The organism is Pseudomonas sp. YY-1 (assembly GCF_002843095.1).
In the GTDB taxonomy this organism is placed as follows: domain Bacteria; phylum Pseudomonadota; class Gammaproteobacteria; order Pseudomonadales; family Pseudomonadaceae; genus Aquipseudomonas; species Aquipseudomonas sediminis_A.
Genome location: NZ_PJLX01000008.1, coordinates 18,142 through 35,116, shown reverse-complemented (window position 1 = coordinate 35,116; position 16,975 = coordinate 18,142). Strand labels below are relative to the sequence as shown.

The following is a 16,975-nucleotide window of genomic DNA, read 5'->3' as shown; positions in this document are numbered from 1 at the left end:
GTATCAAGCCAGCGCCGCTTTCAGCTCGGCCTCGATAGCCGCGCGGTCGAGCTGCTGGCCGATCACCACCAGGCGGCTCAGGCGCGGCTCGTCGGCCTGCCAGGCGCGGTCGAAGTGGCGGTCGAAGCGCTGGCCAACGCCCTGCACCAGCAGGCGCATGGGTTTGCCAGGGATCGCCGCAAAGCCTTTAACCCGCAGAATGCCGTACTTGGCCACTGCGTCCTTCAGCGCGGCCAGCAGGCGCGCCTCCTCTGTTTCCGGTAGTTCCACGTGGAACGAGTCGAATTCTTCGTGATCGTGATCCTCGTCTTCATCGTCATGATGAGTACGGCGACTGTCGATATGCAGCTCGGTCTCGCTGTTCAGGCCCAGCAGCACATCCAACGGCAGTTCGCCGCCGTGCGCCTCGATCACCTTGACCGCCGGCGGTAGTTCTTCGGCCACCTCGGCACGTACGGCGGCCAGCGCCTCGACGTCGAGCAGGTCGGCCTTGTTGAGGATCACCAGGTCGGCGCTGGCCAGCTGGTCGGCGAACAGTTCGTGCAGCGGCGATTCGTGGTCGAGGTTGGGGTCGAGCTTGCGCTGTTCGTCCACTTGGTCGGGGAAGGCAGCGAAGGTGCCGGCGAGCACCGCCGGGCTGTCGACCACGGTGATCACCGCATCGACGGTGCAGGCGTTGCGGATTTCTGGCCAGTTGAAGGCCTGTACCAGCGGTTTGGGCAACGCCAGGCCGCTGGTCTCGATGAGGATATGGTCTAGGTCACCACGGCGCGCCACCAGCTCGCGCATCACCGGGAAGAACTCTTCCTGCACGGTGCAGCACAGGCAACCGTTGGCCAACTCGAAGACGCGGCCGTTGGCTTCCTCTTCGCTGCAACCAATGGAGCACTGCTTGAGGATCTCGCCATCGATGCCCAGCTCACCGAACTCGTTGACGATCACCGCGATACGGCGGCCGCCGGCATTGGCCAGCAGGTGACGCAGCAAAGTGGTTTTGCCGGCACCGAGAAAACCGGTGACGATGGTGACAGGCAGTTTGGCGAGGGTTTTCATGGAGGGCCCCGTGGCGTCGTTAAGTTCGGCGGACGGGTACGCGCAGGCGGGCACGCAAGGGCGTGCTGGCCGCGTCGGATCACCCCGTCCGAGCATGTGGCTGGTCTATCGAGGCAGGTCTCCTGGCTCACGGCTTGCGCTACGCGCATCCCTTCACCTTCCCGCTATAGAGCAGTGGTGCATTGAAGGGTTTAAGACCGTTTACAGTTGCGGGGGCAGCCAGGGCATCGACCCTGTTCCCTCTTAGCTCCCCGGCGGCTTGCCGGGAAGAACCTCGAAAGCGAGAAGGCTACGCAGGCCGCGGCGGCCGGTCAATCGCGGTTGACCGCTGGCAGGTGCCATGATGAGCTACGTCACCCTCCGACACGAATGCCGCTCATGACCGCCAGCCACCTCGATCCCCTTGCTGCCCCCTGGGTGGTTGCCGGCCTGGGCTGTCGACGTGGTTGTGCACAGGACGAACTACTCGACCTGCTGACTCACAGCCTGGCGCGATATGGGCTGACTGTGGATAACCTCGCGGGATTGGCCAGTATTGACCACAAGCACGGCGAAGCCGGTCTGCTAGGTCTGGCTGAAGGACTGGGTCTGGAGCTGGTTTTTTTCTCGCCCGAGCAACTAAGCACCTATCAAGCCATGACAGCCGGCAATGCATTCACCGAAGCCGTAACAGGCAGCCCCTCCGTAGCCGAGCCTTGCGCCCTCGCGCTGGCGGCGCGCATGGGAACTTCAGCCAGCCTGCTCGGCGAGAAAAACCGCAGCGCCAGCGCCACCTGTGCGCTGGCCACATTCGATTGAGAACCCGCATGACCGTCTACTTCATCGGCGCCGGCCCCGGCGATCCTGAACTGATCACCGTCAAGGGCCAACGCCTGATCCGTTCCTGCCCGGTCATTCTGTATGCCGGTTCGCTGGTGCCCGAGGCGGTGCTGCAGGGTCACAGTGCCGAGCAGGTGGTGAATACCGCCGAACTGAATCTTGGTGAAATCATCAACCTGCTGCATCAGGCCCATAAGCGCGGCCAGGATGTAGCCCGCGTGCATTCCGGCGACCCTTCACTGTATGGCGCCATTGGCGAACAGATTCGCGAGCTGCGCGCCTTGGGCATTCCCTTCGAGATCATTCCCGGCGTCACCGCCACAGCCGCCTGCGCGGCGCTGCTGGAAAGTGAACTGACCCTGCCCGGCATCGCCCAGACGCTGATCCTCACCCGCTACGGCACCACCTCGCCGATGCCCGAGGGTGAGCAGTTGCATGACCTGGCCAGACACCGCGCGACCATGGCCATCCATCTCGGCGTACGCCAGCTACCGGCGATCGTGGCCGAATTGCTGCCGCACTACGGCGCCGACTGCCCCATCGCGGTTATCCACAGAGCGAGCTGGCCGGACCAGGACTGGGTATTGGGTACCCTGGCCGACATCGAAGCCAAGGTCGCGACCAAGGATTTCCGCCGTACGGCGTTGATCCTCGTTGGTCACGTGCTCGATCCAGGCGCCTTCGCCGAGTCGGCGCTGTACGACGCCGCCCATCGGCATCTCTACCGCCCCGGTCGCGACTGACTTGGCGATAAACCGCACAAATGCACGAAAGCCGCGCAATCATTGATGGTCGGCGACTTATCAACAAGAAATTATGAAAGTTATCCAAGACTATTGTGGATAGCCATTTCTCGAGGGTTCAGTTTTTGTACAACTGGCTGAAAGGCCCGCAGTTACGGGGTTTCAGCCAGGTATCACGAGGATATCCACAGGATGATCCACGGCATTTGTTAACAACCCATTGTCGACTATCGGTAACCCACTCTGGACCCTGACCATTTGAGCGGGAGACCCTCACACCCAGCACAGATATATCCATTTACATTGATTGCCACCGAGCCACTGCTACGCCTGGGCACTGAGCCGGTAAAGTTCGAGGACGCAACCACATCGGCCATCGGGGAGAGAACAATGTCCGTAGAGCGTGATCTGCAGTCTCGCTTGGGGCCTTTGGTGGAGCGGCAGGCTCTGCGCCATGGCCTCTACACGCCAATCGAAGGACTGATGGTGGCGCGCTTCGTCAGCCCCAGCGAGCCTTTGGCGACGGTTCAGCACCCCGTCTACAGCGTCGTGATACAGGGCACCAAGCAAGCGTTGATCGGCGATCAGGTGGTGCGTTACAACGCGGGTAACTCACTGGTTGCGGGGGTCGATCTGCCGGTCTCATCGCACATCGTCGAAGCCAGTAGTGAACGTCCCTACCTATCCGTGAGCCTGGCACTCGACTACAGCATCATCTACGACCTGCTCGGCGATCAGCCTGCACCGCCGGCCGCGCACAACGTTACGCCGTTCGAGGTCAGACCATTCGATCTCAGTCTGAGCGACCCACTGGTGCGTATGCTCGAACTGCTCGATCACCCGCAGGACATTCCCGTCCTGGCGCCGCTGATCACCCGGGAAATCACCTGGCGGCTACTGCAGGGCCCGTTCTCCAATCTGCTGCGCCAGCTATCGCGACCGGAAGGCAACATCGCCCGTATCGCCCGCGCGACGAAGTGGATACGCGATAACTACGCCGAACCGCTGCGGGTCGCCGAACTGGCTGAGCAGGTCAACATGAGCGTTGCGAGCTTCCACCGCCACTTCAAGAACATCACCACCGTTTCGCCGCTGCAGTTCCAGAAGCAGGCACGACTGCACCTGGCACGACGCCGCTTGCTGGAAGCAGAGGGCATCGGCCAGGTTGCCTATGAGGTGGGCTACGAGAGCCTGTCGCAGTTCAATCGTGATTACCGCAAGCTCTATGGCCTGCCGCCGCGAGAGGACGTTGCCAACCTGCGCCAGGAACTTCAGCTCGCGCCAGCAACGCCCTGATCAGGCATTGAAACCGGCATCGACCGTGACCACCGACCCGGTCATGAACTGGCCGCCCGGGCTGGCCAGGAAGGCAACGGCAGCGCCGATATCCGCCGGCGCACCATAGCGGCCAAGTGAGGTCAGGCGGCGATTGGGTTCTGCCCAGTCACCATCGGCCGGGTTCTGGTCAGTGTCGATCGGTCCCGGCTGTACCAGGTTGACGGTAATGTCGCGTGGCCCGAGTTCACGAGCCAGGCCTCGAGTGAAGGCCAGCAGCGCGGACTTCGACATCGAGTACACCGTCAGATTGGGATAGGGCACCCGTTCGGCCAGGCAGGATCCGATGGTGATGATTCGCCCACCCTGGCCAAGATGTGCAATGGCCGCCTGCGAGGCCAACGCAGCAGAGCGAGCGTTGACGTGCAGTACGTCGTCGATATCGACCAGGCTCATTTCGGCCAGCGGCCCGGAGCGAGAAATACCGACGTTGTTGACCAGAATATCCAGGCCGCCGAGGCCTTCGACCGCCTCCTCGACGGATCGCTTCACCTCTGCCGCGTTACCGCTGTCAGCCTTGATCGCCAGGCCACGCCGCCCCTTATTCTGTATATCTCGAATCACGGCAGCTGCCTGGTCCGGCGAGTTGAGGTAGGTAATCGCGACATCGGCGCCTCTGCTGGCGAGCGTCTGCGCAATGCCGGCGCCGATACCTCGCGAGGCGCCCGTGACCAGTGCACGTTTACCCAGGAGATCTTGCGTCTGACCCGACACCTGCCGATCAGCGCCTGCCGACGCCGCCATCCCGATGGAAGATGCTGCCATAGCCGCCATTCCGGCCGAAGCGCCAAGCAGGATCTTACGGCGGCTAACACCGTTACTTTCTTCACGACTCATGGATCTTCTCCGCGTAATTGACGATTTCAGGTTTCAGCCACGTTCATGGCCGAACACCGTTGCAATTACGGTAGAGCGGAGCAGAGTCGCCTGAATATGCAGATCCGATCAGGGAAAGGTGGAATTCTCTCAATGACGGGATGGGCTACTTGCTAAGGAGACGCGGAGAAACTCGCCTATTCCCGCGCAGGCGCGGCAGCAGATTTATCGTTGAACAGCACTTGCGCTGGCCCGCGGGGCATAAGCTAGAGCCTGCGGATTTCCTGGGCTCCCGCCTTCGCGGTGGTGACGAGACCCTGTTCAGAGCTGCACTTCGACCCGCTTGATGCCCAGCATCCGCAGTTCCGGTATCAGCTTATCCAGACTGACAAAGGTCTCGACTTGCTCGGCCTCGTCTACCAGAAAGAAACTGCGCCCGGCGTCCTTCTTGAAAAATACGATCCATTCAGCGGTATTGGCCGGGTTGGCCATGATCTGGGTATCGAACAGCACGCCCTCGGCCGTTCTGCGTTTCACATCCTCGCGCTTCATCCTCTCTCCTGTTCCAGCGTGACTCAGATGACCCCACCGCCTGCATAAGGCGGCGGATACTGCTCCTAGTGTAAAGGATGAAGTGAGCACGCCTTGTTCACTGATGATCGGTGAGTGAAATCAGCCACACACCTATATATGATTCATATACGAAGCATATATGAGGACGTTTTCATGGGTATCGTCAACATCGATGACGAGCTACACGACCAGATTCGCAGGGCGAGCAGCGTGTCAGGCCGCTCGATCAACGCCCAGGCGGGTTTCTGGATTCGCATCGGCATGCTCTGCGAGATGAACCCGACACTGAGTTTCAATGAAGTGATGGCCGCGCAAATGCGTGCAGCAGGCGTGGTCGCCCCGCAGCCGGTGGCGGATGCGTCATGATCAAGACGCCGCAACAGATCGCCCTGATGGCGGAGTCCGGCAGGCTGCTGGCGTCCGTGTTCGGCTATCTGGATCGGCTGGACCTGCTCGGCATGTCCACTCTGCAGGTCAACAACCTTGTGGATAACTACATCGTCGGCGAACTCAAGGCGCGTCCGGCGAGCAAGGGCCAATATGGTTTCGCTTATGCCATGAACACGTCACGTAACGAGGTGGTGTGCCATGGAGTCCCCAGCGCCAAGGAGTTTCTGCGCAGCGGCGATTTCGTGAATTTCGATATCACCCTGGAAAAGAACGGCTACATCGCCGATTCGAGCAAGGTCTACCTGATCGGTGACGTATCGACGCAGGCACAACGACTGGTGCGCGTTACCTATGAAGCGCTGTGGAAAGGCATCGCCGCGGTACGCCCTGGCGCCCGCCTCGGGGACATCGGCCATGCAATCGAAAGCCACGCGCGTGCTAATGGCTATACGGTGGTTCGCGATTACTGCGGTCACGGCATCGGCCGAGAAATGCACGAAGCGCCCGAAGTGTTGCACTGGGGCAAACCCGGCACCGGCCTGACGCTACGCGAAGGCATGACCTTCACCATCGAACCCATGCTCAATCAGGGAACAGCGGAGGTTCGCACCTTGCGCGACGGCTGGACGGTGGTGACCTGCGACGGCCAACTCTCCGCGCAATTCGAACACACCGTGGCGGTAACTCGCGATGGCGTTCAGGTGCTGACGCTGCGGCCGGATGAAACGCCGCTGCACTGAAAGCGTTCCGGGGGAACAACAATGTGGAAGCGGCTTTTGCCTGTGCGGCTTGCGCTCAGCTAGCTGTCCAGCCTTACCAGCACCCACGGCAGCATCAGTTGGGTGAGCGGGCCGATGCCGAAAGCGAACAACAGAGTGCCGATGCCCAGCACCTTGTAGCCGGCCAGCAGAGTGCCGACCAGCAGCACGCTCAGCTCGATGGCGGTGCGCATGGACCGCAGCGAATAACCGGTGACCCGGTGCAGGCCGGTCATCAGGCCGTCCCGGGGGCCTCGGCCCAACTGGGCACCGATGTACAGCGCCGAGCCGAAACCGCAGAGCAGCACGCCGCCCAGAGTCAGCAGCAGGCGCCAGATAAAACCTTCCGGCGCCACTAACAGCTGCAGGGTGAAGTCCGCCACCAGGCCGATCACCAAGGCATTGGCGATAGTGCCGAGACCGGGGATTTCTCGCAGCGGTATCCACAGCAGCAATACCAGAAAGGACACGCCCACCACGATCCAGCCAAAGCTTAACGGCAACAAATTGGCCAGGCCGACATGCAACGCATCCCAGGGTGACAGCCCCAGGTTGCCGCGAATCATCATCGCCGTGGAAATGCCGAAGAAGGCCAGGCCGACGAACAGCTGCAGCAGGCGCTGCCGCAGCTTGCCGGCGCGCAGTTGAGCCAGGATCCCGAGCTGAGCCAGTGTCGCCTTGTTACCCATCATTCCACTGTGACTGACTTGGCCAGATTTCGCGGCTGGTCGACGTCGGTGCCCTTGAGCACCGCTACGTAGTACGACAGCAGTTGCAGCGGCACGGTGTAGAGGATCGGCGCGAGCAGGTCATGGATATGCGGCATGGCCACCACATGAGTGCCCTCGCCGTTGCTCATGCCAGCCTGTTGGTCAGCGAAGACGATCAGCTCGCCACCACGCGCACGGACTTCCTGCAGGTTGGACTTGAGCTTTTCCAGCAGCTCGTTGTTCGGCGCCACGGTCACCACCGGCATGTCGGCGTCGACCAGGGCCAGCGGGCCATGCTTGAGCTCGCCGGCCGGGTAGGCCTCAGCGTGGATGTAGGAGATTTCCTTGAGCTTGAGTGCCCCTTCCATGGCCACCGGATACTGGGCGCCACGGCCGAGGAACAGGCTGTGGTGCTTCTCGGCGAACAGTTCGGAGATTTTCTCCACGGTCTTGTCCATGGCCAGGGCTTCGCCCAGACGGGTCGGCAGGCGACGCAGTTCGTCGACCAGTTGCGCTTCCAGCGCCTTGTCCAGGGTGCCGTGCACCTGGCCGAGGGACAGGGTCAGCAGCATCAGGCCGACCAGCTGGGTAGTGAAGGCCTTGGTCGAAGCCACGCCGATTTCCGGGCCGGCCTGGGTCAGCAGGCACAGGTCGGATTCGCGCACCAGCGAGCTGGTGCCGACGTTGCAGATCACCAGGCTGGCCAGGTAGCCGCCCTGCCCTGGTGGCTTCTCCTTGGCGTTGCGCAGTGCGGCCAGAGTGTCGGCGGTTTCGCCGGACTGCGAAACGCTGACGAACAGGGTGTCCGGCTGCACCACCACCTTGCGGTAGCGGAACTCGCTGGCCACTTCGACCTGGCAGGGAATCCCGGCCAGTTCTTCCAGCCAGTAACGGGCGACCATGCCGGCGTGGTAGCTGGTGCCGCAGGCGACGATCTGTACGTTCTTCACCTTGGCGAACAGTTCGGCCGCCTGCGGGCCGAAGGCCTGCACCAACACATGGTCGCTGCCCAGTCGACTCTCCAGGGTGCGTTGCACCACCTTGGGCTGCTCGTGGATTTCCTTGAGCATGAAGTGGCGGTACTCGCCCTTGTCGGCGGCCTCGGCACCTTCGTGGTACTGCACGGCTTCGCGCTGCACCGGCTGACCGGCTGCGTCCCAGATCTGCACGCCGTCACGGCGGATTTCGGCGATATCGCCTTCTTCCAGGTACATGAAACGGTCGGTGACCTGGCGCAGGGCCAGTTGGTCGGAGGCGAGGAAGTTTTCCCCCAGGCCGAGACCGATCACCAGCGGGCTGCCACTGCGCGCGGCGAGCAGGCGATCCGGCTGCTTGGCGCTGATCACGGCCAGGCCGTATGCGCCGTGCAGTTCCGGGATGGCAGCCTTGAGCGCGGCCGCGAGGTCGCCGAACTGCTGCAGCTTGTGATCGAGCAGGTGGACGATGGTTTCGGTGTCGGTGTCGGAGCTGAACACGTAGCCCATGCCCTTGAGGCGCTCGCGCAGCGCTTCGTGGTTCTCGATGATGCCGTTGTGCACTACGGCCAGATCCTGACCGGAGAAGTGTGGGTGAGCATTACGCTCGCTCGGCGCACCGTGGGTGGCCCAGCGCGTATGGGCGATGCCCAGACGCCCGGCCAGAGGCTCAGCCTGCAGCGCGGCCTGCAGTTCGCTGACCTTGCCGACCCGGCGGCGGCGATCCAACGCACCCTGCTCGGTCAGCAGCGCCACACCGGCGCTGTCATAGCCGCGATACTCCAGGCGCTTGAGCCCTTCGACCAACACCGGGGTGATATTGCGCTCAGCGATGGCGCCTACGATTCCGCACATGGGACTCTCCTTCAGTTTTCCAGCGGCGCGAGGATCAGCTGGATGCCGCGCGCACGTATCTGTTTGGCGGCCTGGGCATCCAGGCGCTCGTCGGTAATCAGGGTATGGACGCTGCTCCAGGGCAGTTCCAGATTGGGAATACGCCGGCCGATCTTGTCGCTCTCGACCATGACGATGACCTCACGAGCCACCTCGGCCATCACCCGCGATAGACCGAGCAGTTCGTTGAAGGTGGTGGTGCCACGCTCCAGGTCGATGCCGTCGGCGCCGATGAACAACTGGTCGAAGTCGTAGGAACGCAGCACCTGCTCGGCCACTTGGCCCTGGAAGGATTCCGAATGCGGGTCCCAGGTGCCGCCGGTCATCAACAACACCGGTTCGTGCTCGATATCGCGCAGCGCGTTGGCCACATTGAGCGAGTTGGTCATCACCACCAGGCCTGGTTTGTAGCCAAGCTGCGGAATCATCGCCGCTGTTGTGGTGCCACTGTCGATGATGATCCGTGCGTGCTCGCGAATACGTGCCACCCCAGCGCGGGCAATCGCCTGCTTGTGCGGGGAAATGAACTGCGTCGGCTCGCTGATCAGTTCCTGTGGTACGGGCACCGCACCGCCATAGCGGCGCAGCAGCAGACCGTTTGTTTCCAGTGCAGCGAGGTCCTTGCGAATGGTCACTTCGCTGGTGGCGAAGTGCTGAGCCAGGGCATCCACCGACACCTCGCCCTGCTCGGCGAGCAAGGCAAGGATGGTGTGGCGACGCTGCGGCGTGTTGCGCTTCGACATGCTTAAGTTTCGATTCGAAAGATAATGGCGCGAATCAAAACATATGATCGAAAAGCCCGCAAGCGTCCACCGATCAGTTCAGCGTCAGCTTGACCCCGAAGCCGACCAGGCACAGCCCCGCCAGTTTCTCCAAACCCCTTGCGATACGAGGGTTGGCGCGCATGCGCTCGGCGAGAAAGTGGGTCAGCAGCACGATCAGCAGGCCGTAGAGAAGGGTCAGTGCCATGATCGTCACGGCCATGAAACCGAAAGTAATCAAACCCTGATGGCGCTGCGGATCGATGAACAGCGGGAAGAAAGCCATGTAGAAGATGATGGCCTTGGGATTGAAGACGGTGATCACCAGGGTTTGCCACAGGTACTGGCGCGGCTTGATGTCCAGCGTCGGCGCGGCACCGGGCTTGGCCAGGATCATGCGCAGGCCGAGATAGACCAGGTAGGCCGCACCAAGCCACTGCACCACATGGAAGGCCGCCGGGTAAGCCTTGAGCAGCGCGGCGACGCCGGCGACTGCCAACCACAGCAGCACCTGATCGCCGAAGATGATGCCGAAGGTCGACGCCAGTCCGCCGCGAATGCCGCCCTTGCCGGTGGACAGGATCAACGCCAGGTTACCCGGCCCGGGAATGGCCAGCAGGATGATGAAGGCCACCACGAAGGCCGCGTAATCCGTCACACCGAACATACAAGACTGCCTCCGGCAGGTTATCCACAGGCCTAGTTACCCAGGCCAGAGCGGGTTCACTTCTTGGTCGGACGCTTCCAGCCTTCGATATTGCGCTGTTTGGCACGACTGACGGCCAGGGTATCGGCCGGCACATCGCTGGTCACCACAGAACCGGCGCCAGTCGTCGCGCGGTCGCCCAGCGTGACCGGCGCCACCAGGGCGCTGTTGGAGCCGATGAATACGTCCTCGCCCATAACGGTGCGGAATTTATTGGCACCGTCGTAATTGCAGGTGATGGTACCGGCACCGATGTTGGTCCGCGCGCCGATCTCGGCATCGCCCAGGTAGCTCAGGTGGCCGGCCTTGGCGCCATCGCCCAGCACCGCGTTCTTCAGTTCGACGAAGTTACCCACATGGGCCTTGGCACCCAGTTTTGTGCCAGGACGCAAGCGAGCGAACGGGCCGCAATCGGCGCCCTCGCCCATCTCGGCGCCGTCCAGGTGGCTGTTGGCCTTGACGATGGCGCCCTTGCGCAGCACCGAGTCCTTGATCAAGCAGTTCGGGCCGATCTGCACATCGTCTTCGATGACCACTTTGCCTTCGAGGATTACGTTGATATCGATGGTCACGTCGCGGCCAACGCTGACGTCACCACGCACGTCGAAGCGATGCGGGTCGCGCAGGGTGACGCCCTGGGCCATCAGGCGACGGGCCATACGCTGCTGGTAATGGCATTCAAGCTGCGACAATTGGATACGGTCGTTGGCGCCGAGCACTTCCATCTCGTCGGCAGCACGCTCGGTCGCCACAGTCAGGCCATCGGCCACAGCCATGGCGATCACGTCGGTCAGGTAGTACTCACCCTGGGCATTACTGTTGGATAGGCGCCCCAGCCAGTCAGCCAGGCGCTTGCCCGGAACGGCGAGGATGCCGGTGTTACCTTCGCGGATCTGCCGCTGCGCTTCGCTGGCATCCTTGTGCTCGACGATCGCCTGCACCACGCCAGCGGCGTCGCGCACGATGCGGCCATAGCCAGTCGGGTCAGCCAGTTCGACGGTGAGCAGGCCGAGCTGATCATCGCTGACCAGGGCCATCAGGCGCTGCAGGGTAGCCGTTTCGATCAGCGGCACATCGCCGTAGAGGATCAGCACGGTATCAGCGCTGAGCTGCGGCAGGGCCTGGGCCACGGCGTGACCGGTACCGAGTTGTTCGGCCTGGATGACGAAATTCAGGTCGGCGGCGGCCAGGCGCTCACGCACCTTGTCAGCGCCATGACCGATCACCACCTGGATGCTCTGCGGCTGCAGGCTGCGCGCGGTGTCGATGACATGCCCCAGCATGGGTTTGTCGGCGACCGGGTGCAGCACCTTGGGCAGCGCCGAACGCATGCGCGTGCCCTGACCGGCGGCAAGAATGACGATATCCAGACTCATAGAAAGCTCCTTGCTGGGCAGGATTTGACCGCGGCCAGAGGGAGCCGCATGAAAAGAACGCTAGTTTGCCAGAAACGCAAAGGGGCGACCTAAGTCGCCCCTTTGCGTGATACCGCGATACGCGATCAGCGGCTGCGGCCGCCGAACTTCCTGCGCATCTCTTCGATGGTGCGCAGCTGGGCAGCAGCCTCGGCCAGGCGTGCCGAAGCACTGCCGTAGTCGAACTCGGTGCCCTTTTCGCTCAGCGCCTTCTCGGCAGCCTTGCGTGCCTCGATGGCAGCGGCTTCATCCAGGTCGCCAGCGCGAACAGCGGTGTCGGCAAGAACCTTCACCATGCTCGGCTGAACTTCCAGGAAGCCACCGGAGATGTAGAACACCTCCTCGGTGCCACCCTGCTTGATCACTCGCACCGGACCCGGCTTGAGATCGGTCAGCAGCGGGGTGTGGCCCGGCAGGATACCCAGGTCACCCAGGTGACCGTGGGCGATGACCATTTCCACCAGCCCCGAGAACAGCTCTTCTTCCGCACTGACGATATCGCAGTGGACTGACATAGCCATAACAATGCCTCGGTTGAGAGGCCGGATTGGGCTACTGCCCGCTCCGGCCCGGACGCCCCCTAGAGGGCGCACCCGTTACTTACAGTTTCTTGGCTTTCTCGATGGCTTCGTCGATGCCGCCTACCATGTAGAACGCTTGTTCCGGCAGGTGGTCGTAGTCGCCTTTGAGAATGCCGCTGAAGCCGGCAATGGTGTCCTTCAGGGACACGTACTTGCCCGGGGCACCGGTGAAGACTTCAGCCACGAAGAACGGCTGGGACAGGAAGCGCTGGATCTTACGAGCGCGCGATACCAGCTGTTTGTCGTCTTCGGACAGCTCGTCCATACCCAGGATCGCAATGATGTCCTTCAGCTCTTTGTAGCGCTGCAGAACATACTGAACGCCACGAGCGGTCTCGTAGTGTTCCTGGCCGATCACGTTCGGGTCCAGCTGACGGCTGGTGGAGTCCAGCGGGTCAACGGCCGGGTAGATACCCAGGGAAGCGATGTCACGGCTCAGTACGACGGTGGCGTCCAAGTGGGCGAAGGTGGTCGCCGGGCTCGGGTCGGTCAGGTCGTCCGCAGGTACGTATACGGCCTGGATCGAGGTGATCGAGCCTTTCTTGGTGGAGGTAATACGCTCCTGCAGAACGCCCATCTCCTCGGCCAGAGTCGGCTGGTAACCTACTGCCGACGGCATACGGCCGAGCAGTGCGGATACTTCGGTACCGGCGAGGGTGTAACGGTAGATGTTGTCGACGAACAGCAGAACGTCACGACCTTCGTCACGGAACTTCTCGGCCATGGTCAGGCCGGTCAGTGCTACGCGCAGACGGTTGCCTGGTGGCTCGTTCATCTGACCGTAAACCAGGGCTACCTTGTCGAGAACGTTGGAGTCCTTCATCTCGTGGTAGAAGTCGTTACCCTCACGAGTACGCTCACCCACACCGGCGAACACGGAATAACCGCTGTGCTCGATGGCGATGTTACGGATCAGTTCCATCATGTTCACGGTCTTGCCGACACCGGCACCACCGAACAGACCGACTTTACCGCCCTTGGCGAACGGGCAGACCAGGTCGATAACCTTGATGCCGGTTTCCAGCAGCTCGTTGGAGCCAGCTTGTTCGGCATAGCTCGGCGCAGGGCGGTGGATTTCCCACTGCTCTTCTTCACCGATCGGGCCAGCTTCGTCGATCGGGTTGCCCAGCACGTCCATGATCCGGCCCAGGGTCGCTTTACCGACCGGTACGGAGATGGCCTTGCCAGTGCTGTTGACGTCCAGGCCACGCTTGAGGCCTTCGGTCGAACCCATCGCAATGGTACGTACCACACCGTCGCCCAGCTGCTGCTGAACTTCCAGGGTGGTTTCGGCGCCAACTACTTTCAGCGCTTCATAAACACTCGGCACCTTGTCACGCGGAAATTCCACGTCGATGACGGCGCCGATGATTTGAACGATACGTCCGCTACTCATCTTTGGTTCCTCTGAATATTTGAACCGTTCTTAAACCGCGGCAGCGCCGCCGACGATTTCCGAAATTTCCTGGGTGATCGCTGCCTGACGTGCCTTGTTGTAAACCAGCTGCAGGTCTTTGATGAGATCACCGGCGTTGTCGGTTGCGTTCTTCATCGCGATCATCCGCGCAGCCTGTTCGCACGCGCTGTTCTCGACCACGGACTGATAGACCTGCGACTCGACGTAGCGTACCAGCAGCGCATCCAGCAACTGCTGGGCGTCCGGCTCGTATACGTAGTCCCACAGACCTTTCTGCACGCCTTGCGCATCGCTCGCGGCCAACGGCAGCAGCTGCTGCACTTCCGGCTTCTGCGTCATGGTGTTGACGAACTTGTTCGACACCAGATACAGACGGTCGATACGGCCCTCGGCGTAGGCATCCAGCACAACCTTGACGCTACCGATCAGGTCGTTGATGGACGGCTCTTCACCCAGCTTGCTGATGGCGGCAACCACGTTGCCCCCGTTGCTGCGGAAGAAGCTCGCGCCCTTGCTGCCCACCACGCAGAAATCAGCCTCGACCTTCTGGTCGCGCCATTCCTTCAGGCTTCTGAGCAGCGCCTTGAACAGGTTGATGTTCAAGCCACCACACAGACCACGGTCCGAGGTCACCACGATATAACCGACGCGCTTTACATCACGCTCCACCATGAATGAGTGGCGGTATTCCGGGTTCGCCTTGGCCAGGTGACCAATCACCTGACGAATACGCTCAGCATAGGGACGACCGGCAGCCATGCGCTGTTGAGCCTTGCGCATTTTGCTGACCGCCACTTTTTCCATGGCGCTGGTGATCTTTTGCGTGCTTTTGATGCTCGCAATCTTGCTGCGAATCTCTTTTGCGCCTGCCATTTCACACCTTTTGGTTCAAGCAGGCGGGGGCCAAAGCCCCCGCTGCGGTTACCAGGTTTGGGTGGCCTTGAACTTCTCGATACCGGCTTTCAGGCCAGCGTCGATTTCGTCGTTGAAGTCACCCTTCTCGTTGATCTTCGCCATCAGGTCGGCGTGATCACGCTTGAAGAAGGCGATCAGGGCCTGCTCGAAGCTGATGATCTTGGCGACTTCGACGTCCTGCAGGAAGCCACGCTCGGCTGCGTACAGGGACACCGACATTTCGGCAATGGACATTGGCGCATACTGCTTCTGCTTCATCAGCTCGGTTACGCGCTGACCATGCTCAAGCTGCTTGCGGGTGGCTTCGTCCAGGTCAGAAGCGAACTGGGCGAATGCCGCCAGTTCACGGTACTGAGCCAGAGCGGTACGGATACCACCGGAGAGCTTCTTGATGATCTTGGTCTGAGCCGCGCCACCGACACGGGATACCGAGATACCGGCGTTGACGGCCGGACGGATACCCGAGTTGAACATGGCCGATTCCAGGAAGATCTGACCGTCGGTGATCGAGATCACGTTGGTCGGAACGAACGCGGAAACGTCACCCGCCTGGGTTTCGATGATCGGCAGAGCGGTCAGGGAACCGGTCTTGCCAGTCACGGCGCCATTGGTGAACTTCTCGACGTACTCTTCGGAAACGCGCGATGCACGCTCCAGCAGACGGCTGTGGAGATAGAACACGTCGCCCGGGTAGGCTTCACGGCCTGGCGGACGGCGCAGCAGCAGGGAGATCTGACGGTAGGCAACGGCCTGCTTGGACAGGTCGTCGTACACGATCAGGGCATCTTCACCGCGGTCGCGGAAGTATTCACCCATGGTGCAACCGGAGTACGGCGCAAGGAACTGCAGGGCAGCCGATTCGGAAGCCGAAGCTGCTACCACGATGGTGTTGGCCAGAGCGCCAGCTTCTTCCAGCTTGCGCACCACGTTGGCGATGGTCGATTGCTTCTGACCAATGGCGACGTAGACGCAACGGATGCCGCTGTCTTTCTGGTTGATGATGGCGTCGACGGCCAGAGCAGTCTTACCGATCTGACGGTCACCGATGATCAGCTCACGCTGGCCACGGCCTACCGGGATCATGGCATCGACCGACTTGTAACCGGTCTGCACCGGCTGGTCGACCGACTTACGCCAGATCACGCCCGGCGCAACCTTTTCAACGGCGTCAGTAGCGGCGGCGTTGATCGGGCCTTTGCCATCGATCGGGTTGCCCAGTGCGTCAACGACGCGACCCAGCAGCTCCGGACCAACCGGAACTTCCAGGATGCGACCGGTGCACTTGGCGCTCATGCCTTCGGCGAGGGTCAGGTAACCACCCAGTACTACGGCACCTACGGAGTCTTGCTCCAGGTTCAGGGCCATGCCGTACACGCCACCAGGGAATTCGATCATCTCACCGTACATGACGTCGGCGAGGCCGTAGATGCGCACGATACCGTCGGAAACGCTGACGATGGTGCCTTCATTACGGGCTTGAGCGGATACATCAAGCGACTCAATGCGCTGCTTGATGATTTCGCTAATTTCGGAAGGATTCAATTGCTGCATGCCAGTTCCCTCAAATCAGGATTTCAACGCTTCGGCCAGCTTGTTCAGCTTGCCGCGGACCGAACCGTCGATGACCAGGTCACCTGCACGAATGACAACGCCGCCGATCAGGGCGGGATTGACCACGGGCGTGGGCTGGACGGTGCGATCGAGCCGCTTGGAAAGGGCGGCAGCCAGAGTTTGCAATTGCTCAGCAGTGAGCTCGAACGCCGACTCGACTTCGACATCGAGGGCGCGTTCGGCTTCAGCCTTCAGCACAGCGAATTGTTCGAGTACTACCGGCAGCAGCGACAGTCGGTCGTTGCTGCCCAGCGAGTGCAGGAAGTTGCTGAACGAAGCGTCGATGTGACCGGCACAGAGCTGCGCCAGCACATTGACTTTCTGCTCATCGGTCAACGCCGGGTTGACCAACTGCTGAGCCATGGCCGGCGCTTGAACCGCAGCAGCGGACAGCGACAGCATGTTCAGCCAGGCATCGGCCTGCTGTACAGCACTGGCAAACTCAAACGCAGCTTTCGCGTAGGGCCGAGCGAGCGTGTTGGTATTGATCATCGCGAGCCTCGC

18 protein-coding genes and 1 riboswitch are annotated in these 16,975 nt (G+C 61.6%); of the genes, 5 read left to right on the top strand and 13 right to left on the bottom strand.

Annotated elements, in window-relative coordinates:
- Positions 1 to 3 precede the first annotated feature (3 nt).
- Positions 4 to 1,053, bottom strand: coding sequence for a cobalamin biosynthesis protein CobW (cobW, locus tag CXP40_RS12930; protein WP_106734059.1), 1,050 nt, complete (start codon positions 1,051 to 1,053; stop codon positions 4 to 6).
- Between the two features lie 94 nt (positions 1,054 to 1,147).
- Positions 1,148 to 1,345, bottom strand: a riboswitch (cobalamin riboswitch).
- Positions 1,346 to 1,431: 86 nt separating this feature from the next.
- Between cobW and CXP40_RS12925 the strand changes: the two genes are divergently transcribed.
- From CXP40_RS12925 to CXP40_RS12915, 3 genes are all read left to right on the top strand, one after another.
- Entirely contained in the window at positions 1,432 to 1,851 is a 420-nt protein-coding gene (locus tag CXP40_RS12925; protein WP_106734058.1) for a cobalamin biosynthesis protein, read from the top strand.
- An 8-nt stretch (positions 1,852 to 1,859) separates the two neighbouring features.
- A complete protein-coding gene (gene cobM, locus CXP40_RS12920) occupies positions 1,860 to 2,615 on the top strand; it encodes a precorrin-4 C(11)-methyltransferase (RefSeq protein WP_106734057.1) in 756 nt (251 codons plus the stop codon).
- Between the two features lie 390 nt (positions 2,616 to 3,005).
- Complete coding sequence (locus tag CXP40_RS12915; protein ID WP_106734056.1) at positions 3,006 to 3,911, top strand: AraC family transcriptional regulator; 906 nt, start codon at positions 3,006 to 3,008, stop codon at positions 3,909 to 3,911.
- Here the strand turns inward: CXP40_RS12915 and CXP40_RS12910 are convergent, their stop codons facing one another.
- Together CXP40_RS12910 and CXP40_RS12905 are read right to left on the bottom strand one after the other, a co-directional pair.
- Positions 3,912 to 4,787: an SDR family NAD(P)-dependent oxidoreductase gene (locus CXP40_RS12910; protein WP_256579361.1), complete on the bottom strand. Its 876-nt coding sequence runs from the start codon at positions 4,785 to 4,787 to the stop codon at positions 3,912 to 3,914.
- 300 nt (positions 4,788 to 5,087) lie between these two features.
- The gene (locus CXP40_RS12905; protein ID WP_106734054.1) at positions 5,088 to 5,318 is read right to left on the bottom strand and encodes a hypothetical protein; all 231 of its coding nucleotides are present in this window, start codon (positions 5,316 to 5,318) and stop codon (positions 5,088 to 5,090) included.
- Between the two features lie 174 nt (positions 5,319 to 5,492).
- Between CXP40_RS12905 and CXP40_RS12900 the strand changes: the two genes are divergently transcribed.
- Positions 5,493 to 5,705 (top strand): ParD-like family protein, encoded by a 213-nt coding sequence (locus tag CXP40_RS12900; RefSeq protein ID WP_106734053.1) that lies wholly within the window; start codon positions 5,493 to 5,495, stop codon positions 5,703 to 5,705.
- A complete protein-coding gene (map, locus tag CXP40_RS12895; RefSeq protein ID WP_106734052.1) occupies positions 5,702 to 6,469 on the top strand; it encodes a type I methionyl aminopeptidase in 768 nt (255 codons plus the stop codon). Before CXP40_RS12900 ends, map begins: the two co-directional genes overlap by 4 nt.
- A gap of 59 nt (positions 6,470 to 6,528) precedes the next feature.
- Here map and CXP40_RS12890 read toward each other — a convergent pair whose 3' ends face one another.
- The 10 genes from CXP40_RS12890 to CXP40_RS12845 all read right to left on the bottom strand — a co-directional run bounded on the left by CXP40_RS12890 (position 6,529) and on the right by CXP40_RS12845 (position 16,963).
- Positions 6,529 to 7,176, bottom strand: coding sequence for a YitT family protein (locus tag CXP40_RS12890; RefSeq protein ID WP_106734051.1), 648 nt, complete (start codon positions 7,174 to 7,176; stop codon positions 6,529 to 6,531).
- Entirely contained in the window at positions 7,176 to 9,026 is a 1,851-nt protein-coding gene (gene glmS, locus CXP40_RS12885) for a glutamine--fructose-6-phosphate transaminase (isomerizing) (protein WP_106734050.1), read from the bottom strand. The genes CXP40_RS12890 and glmS overlap by 1 nt, the downstream gene beginning before the upstream one ends.
- 11 nt (positions 9,027 to 9,037) lie before the next feature.
- On the bottom strand, positions 9,038 to 9,808 hold the full coding sequence (locus tag CXP40_RS12880) for a DeoR/GlpR family DNA-binding transcription regulator (RefSeq protein WP_106734049.1): 771 nt from the start codon (positions 9,806 to 9,808) through the stop codon (positions 9,038 to 9,040).
- A 73-nt stretch (positions 9,809 to 9,881) separates the two neighbouring features.
- Complete coding sequence (locus CXP40_RS12875) at positions 9,882 to 10,493, bottom strand: LysE family transporter (RefSeq protein WP_106734048.1); 612 nt, start codon at positions 10,491 to 10,493, stop codon at positions 9,882 to 9,884.
- Between the two features lie 56 nt (positions 10,494 to 10,549).
- On the bottom strand, positions 10,550 to 11,908 hold the full coding sequence (glmU, locus tag CXP40_RS12870; protein WP_106734047.1) for a bifunctional UDP-N-acetylglucosamine diphosphorylase/glucosamine-1-phosphate N-acetyltransferase GlmU: 1,359 nt from the start codon (positions 11,906 to 11,908) through the stop codon (positions 10,550 to 10,552).
- 125 nt (positions 11,909 to 12,033) lie between these two features.
- The gene (locus CXP40_RS12865) at positions 12,034 to 12,468 is read right to left on the bottom strand and encodes a F0F1 ATP synthase subunit epsilon (protein WP_099525064.1); all 435 of its coding nucleotides are present in this window, start codon (positions 12,466 to 12,468) and stop codon (positions 12,034 to 12,036) included.
- A 79-nt stretch (positions 12,469 to 12,547) separates the two neighbouring features.
- Complete coding sequence (gene atpD, locus CXP40_RS12860) at positions 12,548 to 13,924, bottom strand: F0F1 ATP synthase subunit beta (protein WP_099525063.1); 1,377 nt, start codon at positions 13,922 to 13,924, stop codon at positions 12,548 to 12,550.
- Between the two features lie 30 nt (positions 13,925 to 13,954).
- Complete coding sequence (gene atpG / locus CXP40_RS12855) at positions 13,955 to 14,818, bottom strand: F0F1 ATP synthase subunit gamma (RefSeq protein WP_099525062.1); 864 nt, start codon at positions 14,816 to 14,818, stop codon at positions 13,955 to 13,957.
- Between the two features lie 48 nt (positions 14,819 to 14,866).
- On the bottom strand, positions 14,867 to 16,411 hold the full coding sequence (gene atpA, locus CXP40_RS12850) for a F0F1 ATP synthase subunit alpha (RefSeq protein ID WP_072425163.1): 1,545 nt from the start codon (positions 16,409 to 16,411) through the stop codon (positions 14,867 to 14,869).
- A gap of 15 nt (positions 16,412 to 16,426) precedes the next feature.
- Positions 16,427 to 16,963, bottom strand: a complete 537-nt coding sequence (locus tag CXP40_RS12845; protein ID WP_106734046.1) for a F0F1 ATP synthase subunit delta — start codon at positions 16,961 to 16,963, stop codon at positions 16,427 to 16,429.
- Positions 16,964 to 16,975: the final 12 nt, after the last annotated feature.